This is a genomic window from Actinocrispum sp. NPDC049592 (genome assembly GCF_040675465.1).
Taxonomy (GTDB): domain Bacteria; phylum Actinomycetota; class Actinomycetes; order Mycobacteriales; family Pseudonocardiaceae; genus Kibdelosporangium.
This window is the reverse complement of record NZ_JBFAPA010000023.1, coordinates 181,434-198,397: the sequence shown is the minus strand read 5'-3', so window position 1 is coordinate 198,397 and position 16,964 is coordinate 181,434. Positions and strand designations below refer to the sequence as shown.

General features: G+C 69.0%; 17 protein-coding genes and 1 pseudogene. 15 read left to right on the top strand and 3 right to left on the bottom strand.

Features of this window, described 5'->3' with window-relative positions; all coding sequences use genetic code 11:
* Window positions 1–131: 131 nt before the first annotated feature.
* The 3 genes from AB0J95_RS43545 (at window position 132) to AB0J95_RS43535 (ending at window position 3,312) form a co-directional block, all read left to right on the top strand.
* Window positions 132–1,346, top strand: a complete 1,215-nt coding sequence (locus tag AB0J95_RS43545; protein WP_364771454.1) for an acetyl-CoA C-acyltransferase — start codon at window positions 132–134, stop codon at window positions 1,344–1,346.
* Window positions 1,343–2,254: an SDR family NAD(P)-dependent oxidoreductase gene (locus AB0J95_RS43540; RefSeq protein WP_364771452.1), complete on the top strand. Its 912-nt coding sequence runs from the start codon at window positions 1,343–1,345 to the stop codon at window positions 2,252–2,254. The genes AB0J95_RS43545 and AB0J95_RS43540 overlap by 4 nt, the downstream gene beginning before the upstream one ends.
* 86 nt (window positions 2,255–2,340) lie before the next feature.
* Complete coding sequence (locus AB0J95_RS43535; protein ID WP_364771450.1) at window positions 2,341–3,312, top strand: helix-turn-helix domain-containing protein; 972 nt, start codon at window positions 2,341–2,343, stop codon at window positions 3,310–3,312.
* Here the strand turns inward: AB0J95_RS43535 and AB0J95_RS43530 are convergent, their stop codons facing one another.
* Both AB0J95_RS43530 and AB0J95_RS43525 read right to left on the bottom strand, forming a co-directional pair.
* Window positions 3,313–4,353, bottom strand: a complete 1,041-nt coding sequence (locus AB0J95_RS43530) for a hypothetical protein (protein WP_364771448.1) — start codon at window positions 4,351–4,353, stop codon at window positions 3,313–3,315.
* Complete coding sequence (locus AB0J95_RS43525) at window positions 4,350–5,114, bottom strand: SDR family oxidoreductase (protein WP_364771446.1); 765 nt, start codon at window positions 5,112–5,114, stop codon at window positions 4,350–4,352. Before AB0J95_RS43525 ends, AB0J95_RS43530 begins: the two co-directional genes overlap by 4 nt.
* A gap of 367 nt (window positions 5,115–5,481) precedes the next feature.
* On the opposite strand from AB0J95_RS43525, the gene AB0J95_RS43520 reads away from it, so the two are divergent.
* The 6 genes from AB0J95_RS43520 to AB0J95_RS43495 are packed head-to-tail and all read left to right on the top strand — an operon-like array spanning window position 5,482 to window position 11,997.
* Window positions 5,482–6,240, top strand: coding sequence for an ABC transporter ATP-binding protein (locus tag AB0J95_RS43520; protein WP_364771444.1), 759 nt, complete (start codon window positions 5,482–5,484; stop codon window positions 6,238–6,240).
* On the top strand, window positions 6,237–6,938 hold the full coding sequence (locus tag AB0J95_RS43515; RefSeq protein WP_364771442.1) for an ABC transporter ATP-binding protein: 702 nt from the start codon (window positions 6,237–6,239) through the stop codon (window positions 6,936–6,938). The genes AB0J95_RS43520 and AB0J95_RS43515 overlap by 4 nt, the downstream gene beginning before the upstream one ends.
* Window positions 6,939–6,953: 15 nt before the next feature.
* On the top strand, window positions 6,954–7,853 hold the full coding sequence (locus AB0J95_RS43510) for a branched-chain amino acid ABC transporter permease (protein ID WP_364771440.1): 900 nt from the start codon (window positions 6,954–6,956) through the stop codon (window positions 7,851–7,853).
* On the top strand, window positions 7,850–8,953 hold the full coding sequence (locus tag AB0J95_RS43505) for a branched-chain amino acid ABC transporter permease (RefSeq protein ID WP_364771438.1): 1,104 nt from the start codon (window positions 7,850–7,852) through the stop codon (window positions 8,951–8,953). Before AB0J95_RS43510 ends, AB0J95_RS43505 begins: the two co-directional genes overlap by 4 nt.
* 20 nt (window positions 8,954–8,973) lie before the next feature.
* Window positions 8,974–10,269, top strand: a complete 1,296-nt coding sequence (locus tag AB0J95_RS43500) for an ABC transporter substrate-binding protein (RefSeq protein ID WP_364771436.1) — start codon at window positions 8,974–8,976, stop codon at window positions 10,267–10,269.
* A 15-nt stretch (window positions 10,270–10,284) separates the two neighbouring features.
* Window positions 10,285–11,997 carry a class I adenylate-forming enzyme family protein gene (locus tag AB0J95_RS43495; protein ID WP_364771434.1) on the top strand — a complete coding sequence of 571 codons (1,713 nt, stop codon included), beginning with the start codon at window positions 10,285–10,287 and terminating at the stop codon, window positions 11,995–11,997.
* A gap of 50 nt (window positions 11,998–12,047) precedes the next feature.
* Here the strand turns inward: AB0J95_RS43495 and AB0J95_RS43490 are convergent, their stop codons facing one another.
* Complete coding sequence (locus tag AB0J95_RS43490) at window positions 12,048–12,860, bottom strand: DUF1295 domain-containing protein (protein ID WP_364771432.1); 813 nt, start codon at window positions 12,858–12,860, stop codon at window positions 12,048–12,050.
* Window positions 12,861–13,026: 166 nt separating this feature from the next.
* On the opposite strand from AB0J95_RS43490, the gene AB0J95_RS43485 reads away from it, so the two are divergent.
* The 6 genes and pseudogenes from AB0J95_RS43485 to AB0J95_RS43460 all read left to right on the top strand — a co-directional run bounded on the left by AB0J95_RS43485 (window position 13,027) and on the right by AB0J95_RS43460 (window position 16,943).
* A complete protein-coding gene (locus AB0J95_RS43485; protein ID WP_364771430.1) occupies window positions 13,027–13,749 on the top strand; it encodes a hypothetical protein in 723 nt (240 codons plus the stop codon).
* A complete protein-coding gene (locus AB0J95_RS43480; protein WP_364771428.1) occupies window positions 13,746–14,744 on the top strand; it encodes an LLM class F420-dependent oxidoreductase in 999 nt (332 codons plus the stop codon). Before AB0J95_RS43485 ends, AB0J95_RS43480 begins: the two co-directional genes overlap by 4 nt.
* Window positions 14,745–14,879: 135 nt before the next feature.
* Complete coding sequence (locus tag AB0J95_RS43475; RefSeq protein WP_364771426.1) at window positions 14,880–15,134, top strand: helix-turn-helix transcriptional regulator; 255 nt, start codon at window positions 14,880–14,882, stop codon at window positions 15,132–15,134.
* Window positions 15,092–15,403: pseudogene (locus AB0J95_RS43470) on the top strand (YcaO-like family protein); the annotation flags it as partial. The gene AB0J95_RS43475 and the pseudogene AB0J95_RS43470, both read left to right, overlap by 43 nt.
* A 76-nt stretch (window positions 15,404–15,479) precedes the next feature.
* Window positions 15,480–16,238 (top strand): YcaO-like family protein, encoded by a 759-nt coding sequence (locus tag AB0J95_RS43465; protein WP_364771547.1) that lies wholly within the window; start codon window positions 15,480–15,482, stop codon window positions 16,236–16,238.
* A 63-nt stretch (window positions 16,239–16,301) separates the two neighbouring features.
* Window positions 16,302–16,943, top strand: coding sequence for a hypothetical protein (locus AB0J95_RS43460; protein ID WP_364771424.1), 642 nt, complete (start codon window positions 16,302–16,304; stop codon window positions 16,941–16,943).
* The last annotated feature ends 21 nt before the right edge of the window (window positions 16,944–16,964 follow it).

Sequence of the window (16,964 nt, the reverse complement as noted above, 5' to 3'; positions counted from 1 at the left end):
TTATTACTACAACAAACAGAGTTGGGGGTCAATCGCCGGACGAGCGGACTTCCCAGGTTGGCCACGCTTTCCCGGCGCCCTGACCGGCTCGGTTCTTGTCAACGTATCGCCGAGAAGCTACAACTAACAGAGTGACCACGGCATCGGTGTATGTGCTCGACTACGTCCGCACCCCACGCGGCAAAGGCTCGGCCAAGGGCTCGATGCACCACCTCAGCCCGCTCGACGCCCTCGTGCTGCTGGAGAACGCGCTGGTGACGCGGACCGGCATCGATCCGTCCCAAGTGGACGACGTGACCATCGGCAACAGCGCGCAGGTCGGCGACCAGGGCGCGAACCTCGCCCGCACGTCGGTCCTGCTGGCCGGCTGGGGCCCGGACGTCCCCGGCGTCACGCTGAACCGGTTCTGCGCGTCCGGCGTGGACGCGGTGGCCCAGACCGCGGCCCGGATCCGCGCCGGGGACATCGACCTCGCGGTCGCGGGCGGGGTGGAGAGCGTCTCGCGGGTGCCGATGTTCGCCGACGGTGGTCCACTGTGGACCAACAAGGACGTGGTCTGGCGAATCGGCTCGGTGCACATGGGCATCGCCGCGGACCTGAACGTCACCATCGAGGGCTTCGGGCGCGAGGAACTGGACGCCTACGGGGTCGAGACGCAGACCAAGGCGGCCGCCGCCTGGGATGCCGGGTTCTACGAGAACAGTGTCATCCCCGTGCCGCTGCCGTACGGCGGTGAGTTCACCCGCGACGAGCTGATCCGGCCGCAGACCACCATGGAGTCGCAGGCCGCGCTGCCGCCCGCGTTCGCCGAGCTGGGCGCGTCCGGCCAGGACGACATCGCGCTCAGCGCGCACCCCGAGGCCGGCGAGATCAAGCACCTGCACACCGTGGGCACCTCTCCCGCCCTCGCCGACGCGGCCGCGTTGCTGCTGCTCGGCACGGCCGAGACGAGCCAGCGGCTGGGCCTGCCGGTCCGCGCCCGGATCGTGGCGAGCGCGACCACCAGCACCGACCCGGTGATCATGCTGACCGCCGGGCAGGACGCCGTGGAGCGGGTGATCGCGAAGGCCGGGCTGACGCCGTCGGACATCGACGTGTTCGAGTTCGCCGAGGCGTTCGGCGCGTTGTGCCTGCGGTTCCGCCGTGACCTGGATGCCGGGCCGGACCGGATGAACCCCAACGGCGGCACCATCGCCATGGGGCACGCGTTCGGCGCCACCGGCGCGATCCTGGTCGGCCAGTGCGTTGACGAGCTGGAACGGCGTGGTGGCCGCTACGGCGTGGCCGCGGTCAGCGGGGCGGCCGGTCTCGGCGTGGCCGTCCTGGTCGAGCGGGTGACCCCGTGACGAGGCTGGCGGGCCGGGCCGGGATCGTCACCGGCGGCGGCAAGGGGCTCGGCCGGGCGTTCGCGCTCGGCCTGGCGGCCGCCGGAGCCCATGTCGTGGTCAACAACCGGGACCGGACCGGCGAAGGCGCGGCTCAACGGGTGGTCGACGAGATCCTCGCGGCCGGTGGTTCGGCGGTGGCCGAGACCGGCGACGTCGCCGATCCCGACGCGGCTCAGTCCATGCTGGACACCGCGCTGAACACGTTCGGGCGCCTGGATTTCCTGGTGACGAGCGCCGCCGTGGCCGATCCGGCGATGTTCCACAAGTCCACCCCGGAACGGTTCGACGCGGTGATCGCCGCCAACCTCGGCGGCAGCGCGCACATCGCCATGCTGTGCAGCAAACACATGCGCGAGGCCGGGTTCGGCCGGATCGTGTTCGTCTCCTCGACGGCAGGCCTGCACGGCGAACCCACCGCTTCCGCATACTCGGCAAGCAAAGGCGCGCTCATCGCGCTGGGCCGGGCGATCGCGGTCGAAGGCGAACGCCGGAACGTGCTCACCAACATCGTCCTGCCCTACGCGACCACCCAGATGACCGCCGCGGGCATGCCCAGCGACCTGCAGGGCTCGCTGCCGCCCGAGGCCGTCGGCCCGCTCGTGACCGCTCTCGTCGACCCGGAGTCGACGGTGAACGGGCAGGTGCTGGTCAGCGCCGGCGGCGGGTTGCGGGTGGCCAGCGCGGTCGAGTGGGGCACGGTCGCGTTGCCCAGCGGCCCGGTCACGCCCGGCGAGCTGACCGACCTGATCGCGCGCAGCCGCGAAGCCGGGCCGCGCGAGTTCCCCGAGGCGCAGGCCGCCTTCCAGAACTTCGCCGCCGAACTGCCGCGCAACTCGGTCGGCAAGGTCCCGCGCGACCGATTCTGAGAGGACACCCGGTGCGGCGTGCGGTTCTCGTTCGTCCGGGCATAATCGCAACCGGATCCCACACCTGCGGTCAGTTGAGGACATTGATGGACCCGAACACGTCCGGCGGCGTCACCCTCCTGGAGGCGGGCGGCCCCAACGCGATCGCCGTCAGCAACGGCATCGTCGGCGACGAGTGGACGCTCTGGATCGTGCAGCTGGCGTTGAACGAGGGACTCACCCAGTACAACGAGTGGCTCAACGCCGGGCCGATCTCCAGCTCGACGCTCACCGCGCGGCTGGCGCGGCTGGTCAAGGCGGACATCATGCAGCGGGTCCGGTACGACTCGCGCCCGCCGCGCCAGTACTACCGGCTCACCCCGCGCGGCCGGCAGATGTGGCCGATCCTGCTGACCATGTGGGCGTGGGAGCAGAACTGGGTGAACGACCCGGAGGAGCACCTGCCGCGGATGCGGCACGGCAAGTGCGGGGAGATCTTCAGCCCGCTGCTGTCCTGCGAGGCCTGCGACGAGGTCACCGAACCCCGTGACGTGCAGGGCAGGTTCGGACCGAGCGGCGGCTGGGAACGCAGCATCCCCACCGGCGTGACCCGGCGGCGGGCGCACTCCGGCAGCCGGCCGACCGAGCTGGTCACCCAGACCATGGCGCTGATCGGCAACCGCTGGTCCACCGCACTGCTGGGCGCGGCCTTCATGGGCGCCACCAGGTTCGGCGAGTTCGAGCAGCGGATGGGCGCCCCGCCCACGATCGTGGCCGAGCGGCTGCGCACCTTCTGCGACATCGGCGTGCTGGTCGCCGCGCCGAACCCGCAGCGCCCGGACTGGGTCATCTACCACCTGACGGAGAAGGGCCGCGCGTTCTTCCCGGTGCTGGCCACGGTGATCGAGTGGGGCCACCGCTGGTTCCAGGCGCCCGAAGGCCCGGCGATGCGCCTGACGCACACCAAGTGCCGCCGCGCCTTCCACCCGCGGCTGATCTGCAGCCAGTGCGGCGAACGCCTGCGCGGCGCGTCCGTCCAGGTCGAACGCGACACGGACGAACAAGCGTCGGCGGGTTGATCAGGCCTGGTAGGGCGCGAACACGTACGGCGTGACGATCCCGGGGTCCGCCGCCACGACGACCGGGATCGCGCGCAGCACGAGTCCGGCGACGACGTACTGGCCGCCGGTGGTCATCACTTCGGCGCCGACCGGGTCGTGCAGGTCGAGGGACATGGTCAGTTCGGGTTTGCCGGTCATCCGCAGCTGCCAGTGCGGGCGTCCGGCATAACGCGGCAACGTGGGGTCCATCGTCCAGATGATCGACAGGCTCAGCCTGCGGCGGCCGTCGGTGACCACGTGCCAGCGCCATTCCGTTGCCACGACGGTTGCCTTGCGGATGGTGCCCGCGCGGACGGTGAGATCCTCAGCCGCCAGTTCGAGGTGGTGGTCACTGTCCACTGTGTACCCGGTGAGGCCGAGGCTGTCGGCCATGAAGCACAACGTCTCCGAGTACAGCTTCCGGTACAGCTCGGGCAATGGACCGGTCATCAGGTCGGTCTGGGCCGGGTCGGTTCCCATACCCATCACGGTGAACACGAAGTCCGGGCTGAGCATGCCGCTGGCGTCGAACACCTCGTCGATCACGATCGCGTCCAGTTCCAGCGCCGCGCTCGCCAGGGTGAGCGCGAGCCGTTCACCGACGAAACCCGGGCTGACCCCGGCGCCGTAGAGGCTTGTGCCACCGGCATGACAGGCATCCAGGAACATCTCGGCGCGCTCGGGGCCGTGCGCCCACGGGTAGTGCTGGCCCGCCGTGGTGATCACGTTCTTGCCTGAGCGCAGCAACCGGCAGATGTCGTTGTCGTGCAACTCGTACGGCAGTTGCAGGCGCGCGGTGTGGATCACCACGTCCGCGTCGAGCCTGAGGATGTCCTCGATGTCGTTGGTGGCGAGCACGCCGGTGTCCGGGCGGCGGGCGATCGACCCGGCGTCCCGGCCCAGTTTCCGGTCGCTGTAGACGTACAGCCCGGCCAGCTCGCAGTCCGGCGAGTCCAGAACCGCCCGCAGGCACGTCTTTCCAATCGACCCGGTGGCCCACTGCACGATCCGGTAGGTCATTTCCCGCGCCGCCCGGTGGAAAGATCGCCGGAGTTCAGGACTTTGGCCATGCCTTGTTCCCAGCGCACCGGGTCGAGCGCGTACCGGGCCCTGGCCTCGACGGCCATCCGGTCGGTGTCGATGGTTCGCTCGCCGCGGGCCATGGCGCGCAAGCCGATCGACGCGATGTCCCTCGGGTTCTCCTTGGTTCCCTGGACATGGTCGGCCATCCGGGTGTCCACCGAGCCGACGATCAACGCGGTCACGGTGGTGTGCTGGGGTTCCAGCTCGGCGCGTGCGATGGTGGACAGGAACAAGGCCGCCGACTTGGCCGGTGAGTACCCACCCATGAACGCGGTCGGGAACGCACCGGCCACCGACAGTACATTGACGATCGCGCCGCCGCCGTTCGCGCCGAGCACCGGGGCGAACGCGCGGATCATGTTCAGGGTGCCGAAGTAGTTGACTTCCATCTCCTGGCGGGCGACCTCGGGATGTTCGGTGAGCACCAGCCGTTCGCGGCCGTGCAGACCGGCGTTGTTCACCAGCACAGTCACATCCGGGCACCCTGCGGCCGCGGTGGCGACCTGGGCCTCGTCGGTGATGTCCAGCTCGACCGGGATCGCGCCCGCCCCGGTCAGCTCCGCCGGGATGTCCGCGACCTTGCGAGCGGCGCAGTAGACGCGTTGCGCTCCAAGGGAAAGCAGTTCCTGGACGAACGCCTCGCCGATGCCCCGGTTGCCCCCGGTCACCAGCGCGACGCATCCTTCGACCGCCGTCATCGTCACTCCCTTCCCGAACGCCAGTTGTCGTAGTACACCGGGTCGTCCGGGAACTTGGCTCCGTGCAACAACTGCGCCGGGTCCTGCCGCCCGGCGAGCCGGCGTTCGGGCCATGGTCCCAGATCGTGTGCCCAGTCGAACCATAGCCTGCGCCTGGCTCCAGCCGTGCCTTCGACACTACAACTAACAGCGTTGAGAACCTAGGTTCATTCTGGTTGGGCAACGAAAAGGCGTCGGGGCGTTGACCCGGATCGAACCGTGTTGTATGAATCTCAACACTGCTAACTGAAGTACGGCGACGCCGCCGGACCGCCGGCGACGGGCGCGTTTTGTGTCCCAGGCCTGTCCCGGACCGGGAGGTGAGCCAGTGCTGGAAGTCCGCGAACTACTGCTTCGGTTCGGCGGGGTCACCGCGCTCAACCAGGCCGGCCTGACCGTGGCCGACAACGAGATCTGCGGCCTGATCGGGCCGAACGGGGCGGGCAAGACGTCGTTGTTCAACTGCGTCACCCGGGTCTACCGGCCGGACTCCGGCTCGATCCGGTTCGACGGCACGGATCTGCTCGCGCTGCGGCGGCACCGGATCGTCCACAGTGGCGTCGCCCGGACGTTCCAGAACCTCGCCCTGTTCGGCTCGCTGACGGTCATGGACAACACGGTCGTCGGCGGTCACTCCCGTGACACACCCCGGTTGCTGGGCGCGATGATCAGCTGGCCGGGCGGCCGGGCGGCACGGCGCCGCCTGGAGTCCGAGGCGTGGTGGCTGCTCGAGGAACTCGACCTCACCGACGTCGCCCACCGCCCCGCGCAGGGCCTTCCGTTCGGCACGCTCAAGCGCGTCGAACTGGCCCGTGCGTTGATGAGCCGCCCGTCGCTGCTGCTGCTCGACGAACCCGCGGGCGGCCTCACCCACTCGGAGGTGCACGACCTCGGCGAGCTGATCGTGCGGCTGCGCCGCCAGTTCGGGTTCAGCGTGTTGCTCGTCGAACACCACATGGGCCTGGTGATGGGGATCTCCGACCACGTCGTGGCGATGGACTTCGGCAAGGTGATCGCCGACGGCACCCCGGACGAGGTCCAGCGCTGCCCCGAGGTCGTCGCCTCCTACCTGGGGCGGGCGGCATGACCGCGCTGCTGGGCGTGCGCGGCCTGCGCGCGGGATATGGCTCCGCGGCGGTGCTGCACGGGATCGATCTCGAGGTGGCGCCCGGCGAGGTCGTGGTGGTGCTCGGCGCGAACGGCGCGGGCAAGACCACCTTGCTGCGCGCCATTTCCGGCCTCATCCCGCACACCGGCGAGATAACGGTGGACGGCCGGTTGTGCCGGGACGCGACCCCGGACGCGATGCTGCGGCTGGGCGTCAGCCTGGTGCCGCAGGGGCGCGGCACGCTCACCGACCTGTCCGTGCAGGACAATCTGCGCGTCGGGGCCACCACTCGCCGGGACAGCAAGGACATCGACACCTGGTACTCGGTGTTCCCGGTGCTGGGGCAGCGCCGCGACCAGCTCGCCGGCACGCTTTCCGGCGGTGAACAGCAAATGCTCGCCATCGCGCGGGCGATGATGGCCCGTCCCAGGCTGTTGCTGTGCGACGAGATCAGCCTCGGCCTCGCCCCGGTCATCGTCCAGGGCCTGTTCGACGTGTTGCGGGGCCTCAACACCGAGGACGGCACGGCGTTGCTGCTCGTCGAGCAGAACGCCGAGCTGGCGCTGGACATCGCCGCCCGCGTGTACCTGCTGGAAGTCGGCACGGTCGCGGCCGGCGGGCCGGCGGGCGAGTTCAGCGACAACGACGCCGTCCGCCGCGCATACCTGGGCTACTGACCGAAAGGAGGCGGTGTGGGCATCTTCCTCGACCGGTTGTTCGCCGGGGCCACCGCGGGATCGCTCTACGTGCTCATCGCGCTGGCCCTGGTCGTGGTGTTCCGCAGCTCGTCGACGATCAACTTCGCGCAGGGCGAGTTCGCGCTGTTCACCAGCTACCTGGCCTGGTGGTGCACCACCAAGGGAGTGCCGCTGATCGCCGCGCTCGCGGTGGCCATCGTGGCCGGGTTCGGCATGGGCGTTGCCACCGAACGGTTGCTGATCCGGCCGGTGCGCAGGCGCAGCGAGACCGCGGTGCTGATCGTCGCGTTAGGACTGTTCACCGCGCTCAACGGTGCCGACGGCTGGATCTGGGGCCCCGACGACAAAGTCTTCCCCCACCTGCTGCCCAACGGCGTGAACGACTACATCGCCATCGGCGGCGGCAGGCTGCACTACGACTCCATCGGCATCATCGCCCTGATGATCATCGTGGTCTTCGGCCTCACCATGCTGTTCAAGCACACCTCCCTCGGCCTGCGGATGCGCGCGGTGGCCACCAACCCCGAATCGGCGGCGCTGTCCGGCGTCCGGGTCGGGTTCGTACTGAGCGTCAGCTGGGGCATCTCCTCGGCGCTGGGCGCGTTCGCCGGAGTCCTCGCCGTCCCGGCCCTCCCGCCCAACCAACTGAACCTGGCGTCGTTCTTCCCGATCCTGATCTTCGCCTCCGCAGCTGCTCTGCTGGGTGGCCTGGACAGCGTGAAGGGCGCGGTCATCGGCGGCCTCAGCGTCGGCATCGGCCTGTCGATGATCAACGGCTACGCCACCTTCCTCGGCGGCGAACTCCAGCTCACCCTCGCCTTCGTGATCATCGTCCTGGTCCTGGTCGTGAAACCCACCGGAATCTTCGGTGCCCGCCGAATCGAGCGAGTATGACCGCCGCGCCCGTGAACGACACGACTCCGGCCATCGCCCCCCAGCCGGTCAAGGAACGCAGGTCCCAGCGGCTGCCGTGGGTGGTGCGGCGGAACTCGTTGCCGCACTTGGTGATGGTCGTCGTCGGGCTCGCGATCGTCGGCGCGGTGGTCGTCTGGGGTGGTGGGCTCGGGCAGTTTGATCAGGGGCAGCTCACGCGGGTGGCGATCTACGCGATCGCGATCGTGGGGCTCAACATCGTCACGGGGTACGCCGGGCTGGTGTCGGTGGGGCACTCGGCGTTCTTCGGGTTGGGTGCCTACACAACGGGTGTGCTCGTCGTGCGGTATGGATGGCAGGCGGAGTACACGATTCCGGTCGCCCTCGTGCTGTGTTTCGTGGTGGGGTTGATTGTCGGGTTGCCCGCGATCCGGATCCGCGGGCTGTACCTGGCGATGGTGACCCTCGCGTTCGGCGTCGCGTTTCCTGAGGTGGTCAACCGGTTCGAGGACCTCACCGGCGGCGCGCAGGGGCTCACCATCCGGTTGCGCACGCTGCGGCCGCCGGACTGGAGCGGGTTCACCCTCGCCGAACGCGGCCAGTGGCTGTACTGGACGGCGGTCGTGCTGCTGCTCGTGATCATGTTGGTAGTACACAACATCGTGCGCAGCCGCTACGGCCTCGCGCTGGTGGCCACGCGGGACAACGAGCTGGCCGCGGCGGCGTCCGGGGTGAACGTCGCCATGGTCAAGACGATGTCGTTCGGGGTGTCCGGGGCGATCACCGGGGTCGGCGGCTGTCTGTTCGCGATCTACCTCGCCAGCCTGGTCGCGCACGACTCGTTCACGCTGCTCAACGCCGTGGCTTTGTTGATCGGGCTGGTGATCGGCGGCCAGGCGACCAGGTCCGGGCCCATCGTCGGTGCCCTCGCGGTGGTCTACATCCCTTACTACACCTCGGATATCGGTCAGGGACAGGCGGCGGCGGTGCTGTTCGGCGTCGTGCTGATCGCCATCGTGTTCATCGCCCCGGAAGGCGTGATCGGTGGCCTCGGCCGGCTCGTGCGCCGCGTGCTCGTCGTCATCCCCGCCGTGCCCAAACCGTTCAACAAGAAGGATTAGCCAGGAAAAGAGGGCATCCCGTGTTCACTCCTCGTCTCAGGCCGGCCGTCGCGCTGCCTGCCGCCGCCATCGCGGCCATGCTCGCCGCCGCGGGATGCTCGACCGCGGACAACGCGGCAACCACCACCAACGAGTCCCCGGCCGCGGCCAGCGGCGGGTTCAAGGCCGACACCGCCGCCTGCGACGACCCGGCCGCGGCCACCAAGAAGATCGAAGGCACCTGGAAGGTCGGCTACAGCGCACCACTGTCCGGCCCGGTCGCCGGTGTCGTGACCTACGCGCTGGACGGCTACAAAGCCCGCATCGCCGCCGAGAACGCCGCGGGCGGGGTCAACGGCGTCAAGATCGACGTCAGCTTCAAGGACGACGCCTACACGCCGGACAAGGCGAAGGCCAACGCCACCCAGTTCCTGCAGAGCGACAAGGTCGACTCGCTGATCACGTTCGGCTCCGGCCCGGTCGGCGCGATCGCCGACGACCAGAACGCCGCCTGTGTGCCGCTGCTGTACCCGAGCTCGTCGGTGCAGCAGTACCGGGACATCAGCCAGTTCCCGTGGACCATCCAGTACCTGCCCGCCGGTGACGCCGAGGCCCGCTACGACGTGAGCGTGATCCTCAAGCGGTTCCCGGACGGTGCCAAGGTCGGCATCGCCGAGAACCAGACCGCCTCTGGCAAGGGCTACTCCAACGCGTTCCAGAGCGCGGCCAAGGGCAGCAAGCTGCAGATCACCTCGATCGCGCCGACCACCGACCCGAACACCACCGCCACCACGCTCAAGGCGGCCGGGGTGGACGTGGTCTACATCGCGGGGATCACCAACGACTGCGGCCCGGTCGTGCAAGCGATGGCGCGGGTCGGGTTCACCCCGAAGATGGTGCTGAACCCGAGCAACTGCGCCGACGGCACCGCGTATGTCGCTGCCGGCCAGGCCGCCGACGGCGGTGTCCTGCCGTCGTACCTCAAGGACCCGAGCGACCCGGCGCTGGCTAACGACGAGGGCGTGCGGAAGTACCTGTCGCAGGTGACCACGGACGACAGGAACAACACGATCACCGTGGCCGGCTGGGTCCAGGCCGACCTGACCATCAACACCCTCAAGCAGGCCGTGGCCTCGCCCAGCGGGCTCACCCACGCGAGCGTCATCGAGGCGGCCCGCAACATGACCTACGCGTCGCCGATGCTGATCAACGGCATCAAGTGGGTCAGCACCCCCACCGAGCTCGTCGGCTTCGACGCGTTCCAGACCCTGGTGTGGAGCGCGGCGGACAAGCGGTTCAAGCCCGACGGCGACCTGATCACCATCACCGGCAAGTAACTCAGGAGTCACAGCATGCCTGCCCGCCGTATGCACCCGCCGGAGCGGATCGCCGAGTACACCGGCAAAGGCTGGTGGACCGACGAAACGGTCCAGCAGCTGTTCGCCGATCGCGTCCGGGAGTTCGGCGACGAACTGGCGATCGTCGACCCGCCCAACAAGGCCGACCTGGTCGACTTGCCCGCGCGTCGGGCGACCTGGCGGGAGGTGGACGACGAGGTCGACCGGCTGGCGGCGGTGTTGCTGGCCAACGGCATCGGCGAGGGCGACGTGCTGGCCGTCCAGCTGCCCAACACCATCGAGCTGGCCGTGGCCTACCTGGCGGCGTGGCGGGTCCGGGCGATCGTCTCGCCGCTACCGGTCCAGTACCGGCGGCACGAAGTGGTGGAACTGGGCACGGCCGGGGAGATCGGCGCGTTCCTGACCGCTGACCGGGTGGGCAAACGAGAGGTGGCGGCCGAAGTGCTGGGCATGCGCGACGACATCCCGTCGCTGCGCACGGTCCTGTACTTCGGCCCGTCCGACATCCCCGGCGCGGTCCCGCTCCGGCCAGCGATGTCCGAAGTGGATACCTTGGCTGTGCGGGAGTACGAGGCCGCGCATCCGGTGGACCCCAACGACTGCATCACCATCTGCTGGACTTCCGGGACCGAGCGCGGGCCGAAGGGCGTGCCACGGGCGCACTACGAGTGGCTGGTGATGAGCCACGACACCGTGTTCGCGCCGGGCCTGGACCACTCGTCGCGGATCCTCAACCCGTTTCCCATGGTCAACATGGCCGGGATCAACGGGATGTTCCTGCCGTGGCTGCGGGTGGGGTGCGTGCTGGTCCAGCATCATCCGTTCGACCTGGCCGTGTTCCTCGCCCAGGTGCGCGACGAGGGCATCACGTACACGGTGTCCCCGCCCGCGGTGCTGGCTTTGTTGCTGCAAAGGGAAGATCTGCTCGCGCGGACCGACCTGTCGACGCTGAAACAGATCGGCAGCGGGTCGGTTCCGTTGCAGGAGTGGATGGTCCGTGGCTGGCACGAGCGCTACGGGGTCACGATCATCAACTTCTTCGGCTCCAACGAGGGAATCTCGTTGGTCACCGACGTGCACAAGATGACCGATCCGGCGCAGCGGGCCAGGTTCTTCCCGCGGTACGGCGGCGGTCGCGAGTGGACGTTCCCGGCCGCGGCCAAGACCACGGTCAAGCTCATCGACCCGGACACCGGCGATGAGGTCACCGAACCGGGCAAGCCCGGCGAGCTGTACCTCAAGGGTCCCAGCCTGTTCGCCGGTTATCTGCCCGCGTCTCGGGCCGCAAGCCCATTCGATGAGGACGGCTTCCTCAAGACCGGTGATGCGTTCGTGATCGACGGCGAGAACGGCGAGTTCCTGCGTTATGTCGACCGGGCCAAGGACCTGATCATCCGCGGCGGCATGAACATCGCGCCGGCCGAACTGGAGACGATGATCGCGAGCCACCCCGCGGTCGCCGAGGTCGCCGTGGTCGGGTACCCGGATGACGTGCTGGGCGAACGGGTCTGCGCGGTGGTCGCACCCCGGCCGGGGATGACCATCACCCTGTCCGAGGTGATCGAGCACCTGAGCCGCCAGGAGATCGCGTCGTACAAACTGCCGGAACGCCTTGAGGTCCGCACCGAACTGCCGCGCAACCCGGTCGGCAAGATCCTCAAACGAGACCTGCGGCTCGCCATGCGTGAGCCCGCCGATGGTGTATGACACCGTCGGCGCTGCTCGCTCGCGCGATGGCCCGGAGCGGCGGCGCTGGGCTAATGATCCTTTGTGGACACGCGGCGGGGTGGGCGTGGGATCAGGACGCTGGTGCGGGCCGCGTAGGCGACGTAGTCCGCGCCACGGGTCTTGGCCAGCCGCCGTTCGAGCATGCGCAGGCCGGTCGTCATGATCAGCATTCGGGTCATCACGATCGGCGCGAACACGGTGAGCACACCGAACCAGGTGCCGCACGCGATCAGCCAGAACGAGAACATCACGCACAGGTCGCCGAAGTAGTTGGGGTGCCGGGTCCACGACCACAGGCCGCGGTCCATGATCTTGCCCGCGTTGGCCGGGTCGGCGCGGAACCGAGACAGCTGAATGTCCCCCACCGCCTCGAAAAACAGCCCAACGGCGGCCAAACCCACGCCGATCCAGGTCACGGAGTTGACCGGCGCGTCCTCGAACATGGCCACGGTGATCGGGATCGCCACGACCCACATGACCCAGCCCTGCGCCCAGAAGATGGTGCGGACCACGTACGGCAGCAGCGCACCGGTCCGGCGGCGCATCAGGGCGGTGTACCGGGGGTCCTCGGGTTTGCCGTGGTTGCGCCAATGCACGTATCCGGCGAGCCGCAGACCCCAGATGGCCGGGACGAGCAGCGCGACCAGCCGGCGGCCGGAGTCGCCGTCACCGATCGACAGCAGGTACGAGGTGATCGCCACGACGACGAAACCCAGGCCCCAGAACGTGTCGATGATCGACCAGTTCCTCGCCCGCAACGAGATCAGCAGCACCACGCCCATCAGCACGCAGATCGCGACGGCCGCGACCACCAGTGCGAGCACCATCGGCCACCACGCCACGGTCCACCTCCAGAGCTACGGCAACTCTGTTAGTTGTAGTTCGAACGGACATACTCCACAAGGGGAGACACCGATTTTCTCGGCAGGCAGCCGGTAGGCTTGCCGCTCTAACACTGCTTAGTGTAGTAACGAGGGACCATCGACACCCGGCTCTCGGGAGACCGCCATGACCACATCGGACACCTGGGCCCGGCTGCGCCAGGTCATCGTCGCCACCAACGAGATCGACGCGGACACCAAGGCGCTGCGCTCGGCTTTCCGGCTCGGCGAAGGCTTCCACGATCCCGAGCTGGCCGAGGTGGCGATGGCCGACCACACGTTCACCCTGCCCGACCTGTCCTACCTCCAGCTCGTCACGTCCCTCGACCCCACTGACGCCCTGGGCCGTTGGACGGCACGCATCGGCGGCCGGGGCGGCTACGCGCTGTCCATCCAGCATCCCGATCCCGCCGGAGTGAAGGCGCGGGCGCAGGAACTGGGTGTGCGGGTGATCTTCGACCGCGAGGTCCTCGGCCACCCGATCGTCCAGCTGCACCCGAAGGACACGGTGATCCTGCTCGAAGCCGACGGAATCGCCGACCCCGATGTGTGGTTCTGGGACGGCATGGGCGAACAGTCCCAGCCCTCCCCCGACGCCTCGGTCGACGCCGTGGTCGCCGTCCAGGTCCCGGTCGCCGATCCGCGGCGGATGGGCGAACTGTGGCATACCCTCCTGGGTCTCACACCGGGCGCGGACCCGGCCGTGGTCGACATGGGCGGACCCCGGCTGCGGTTCGTCACCGGCGAGGACAGCCACCACTGGACCATCACGCTGCGCCGCGCCGAGGACGCCGGTGAGCTGCGCCCGGATGTCATCCCCGGCATCACGTTCGAGTTCGTCGACGCATGACGCGGCTGGAAGTCTCCCTCGGGTTGTGGCAGGACCGGCCCGCCGACGAGGTCATCCAGACCGCCAAGATCGCCGACTCGCTCGGGTTCGGCGCGGTGTGGATCGGCGAGATGGCCACCTGGGACGCGTTCGCCCTCGGTGCCCACATCGGTTCCCAGCTAAGCCAGGCCAGCCTCGTGCTCGGGCCGTTCGCCGTCGCGGTCCGGGATCCGGCGATGATCGCGATGGGTGCCGCCTCCGTCGCCGCCATCACCGGACGCGAGGTCTCCGTGGCCCTCGGAACGTCTTCGCCAGTGGTGGTCGAGCAATGGCACGGCCGCGACCGCGGTCGTTCCGGTCAGGCGCTCGCCGAGTCCGCGCAGGCGACCCGGCTGCTGCTGGACGGCGCGAAAGCCGACGTTCCCGGCGAAGTCGTGCGCACCAACGGATACCGGCTGCGACTGCCCGCGCCCCACAGCGAACTGGTGATCGCCGCCTTCGGGCGCCGGGCGATCCGGGTGGCAGCACAACATGCGGACCGGATGGTGTTGAACCTGCTCGACCCGCCCGCGGTCCGCGATCTCGTCACCACCTTGCGCGCCGAGGCCGCGACACTCGGCGTGCCTTGTCCCCGGGTCGCGGTGTGGGTCACGTGCGCGGTCGACCCGGGTTCGGCGGCCATCGACCAGCTGCGCCGCGGTGTCGTCGGTTACCTTGCCGCGCCTGGGTATTCGGACATGTTCCGGCGAGCGGGTTTCGCCGATCTGGTCGACTACGCCCAGACCCGACCGCATCCGAGCGACCTCCTCGCACGCGTGCCCCCAGATCTCTGCGGGGTAGTCGGCCTGATCGGCAGCGCCGACGAAGTTGCCGCACGGATCAAGGAGTACGCCGCGGCGGGCGCGGACGACGTCGTCCTCGTCCCCTCGGCAACCGACGACGACCCGGCCGGACAGAACACCCTACGAGCCATCCGCGTGTCCCCCGTTCGCGGCCCCCATGTCCCACATTCGTAGCCCCCGAAATCTCCCTCCACCGGGGATTTCGGGGTCGGTGAATGTGGGACACGGGGGCGGTGAACGTGGGACACGCGGGTCGTCGCGGTCCGTCGCGCGTTTGCACCGGTTGGTCGCTGAGCGTTACCACGGGGAGTGTCGTTCGAGGGGTCGGACGCCGCGGCGGGGGACCGCGCCGATGCTTTCGGCACGGTGCTCAGGACGGAGCGGCAGCGGCGAGGGGTGAGCCTGCGGGAGCTGGCCCGGCTCGTCCACTACAGCCATGGCTACCTGTCGAAGGTCGAGCGCGGTGTGATGCCGCCGAACTCGTCCTGCGGGATCCGCTCACCACCGGATCCGCGGCCGGAATGGCACGCGGACCGGCGATTCTGCGTGGACTGCTCGAGGTGATCGAGCGGGATGCGACGATGATCCACCACTATCGGCAGATCCGGCCGCGGCGGCTGCCGAGCCGGGCCTTCGACTCGAAGGACCTGGACGGGCTGGTCCGGCAATGCGCCCGCTACCACCTGGACGTTGAGCTGTTCGACTACACGCTCGACCTCCCGGTGCCGGTGATCGCCGCGCGGGTGGTCGACCGTATGGGCGGCACACCGGCGATGACGGTCGGTTCCAAGGCCTCCTTCGATGTCGCGGACGCCGCTGTCGGCGCGGTCCTGGAGGCGGTGACGTTTCGCGGGCCGGTCCGGGCCCGCGCGAAGACGGCGCGCACGGTGGCTGAGAAGTTGATGGCGGATCGGGGGCGGATCACATCCGGAACGCGCGTTCCTGTGGATCCGGCCGGAGATGCGGGACCGCCTCGGCTATCTCGACGAGGCGCGGGACGGCGTCGGGCTTCCGGCGGGAGCCGCCGAGGATCTTGTGCGGGCGGTCCACGCCGTGTGCGGCGACATCCTCGTCCGCGATGTGACCACACCGGACATTCGCGAACTCGGTGCCGTGGTGGTGAAGGTGATCGTACCCGGACTCCAGCCGATGCACCTGTCCGAAGTGGACAGGCGGTGGACCGACCGGCTGCTGACCTTCAGTGATCCGGCGGAAGGCCTCAACCCGCTCCCCCATCCGTTCCTCTGGGAGGCGACCGTGAACATCGTCGAGGCTGCCGGGTACGAGGACTTCCACGCGCTCAGCTCGCTGGCGGGATGGCAGGTGGACCGGCTGCATCTGTCCGATTCCAGGACGTGGCCGGCCGCGTGGAAGTCGATCTCCGTCCGCGCACCCGACCTCCTGCCCTGTGTCCCTTTGCCCACGCCGGAACCGCTGTCCGCGACCCTCACGGATATTTTGTCCCGCAGACGGTCCCGACGGGAACCAGGAACCGGTGTGATCACCGAGGCTCAGCTCGGCACGCTGCTCGGCTGGGGCCTGGGGCATCACCAGCAAACTCCCTGCCGCGCTGGCAGAAGAACTCACCACCGCAGTGTGGTCCTTGGAACACACCACGGGCCAGGACTGGCACCGCCTCATCCAACTCGCGGTGCACGGCTGAGCTGAGCAGTCCACTTGGACGCACCCCCCACAACCGGATCGCAACATCACCGCCGTACCAACGGCGACATGCGTAAACACCTGAAGAAGTGGCTGCGGGGCATCGCCTTCAGCCTGGTCGGCCTGCTCGGCCTGGTCACCTTCGCGGTGCCGGCCCAGCAGGCGTCCGCGTCCCCTGTCGGGTACATCTGTGTGCGGCTGTGGGAGCCGTTGCTGCACAGGTGGGTGTGGCACTGCTGGCAGATCCCGGTGTACATCGACTGGGACTGGAAGTGGAAGTGCCCGCAGTGCGGCCTCGCGATCAACTGGCGGGAGCAGCTCGGCGACCCCGACCCGCTCAGCCGGGTCAACGAGTCGATCAACGACGGCCTGCTGGACCTGGGCAAAGCGGCCTTCGCCCAGGACCCCGCCGAACAGGCCAAGCTGCGCGGCGCCGCCCTCGAGTCGTTCACCACCGCCGCCCGCACCCTCGGCCGCAGCAGCCTCGGCGTGGGCGAGGTCGGCGTGGTCAACGAGGAGAAGAACACCTTCGAGGCACGACAGGTCGACTTCCTCAGCGCGGCCGGCCAGGACGTGGCCGACGGGGTCGCGCTGCTGCAGAAATCCTTCGGCAGCTCCGGCGACGACGCCGCCAAGCTCCGCGAAGCGGCCGTGGGCCAGTTCGATCTGGCCTACAAGCAACTGGCCACCGGCACGGTCGCGAAGGGCTAGTGGGTTCGGGCCTGGTGCGAG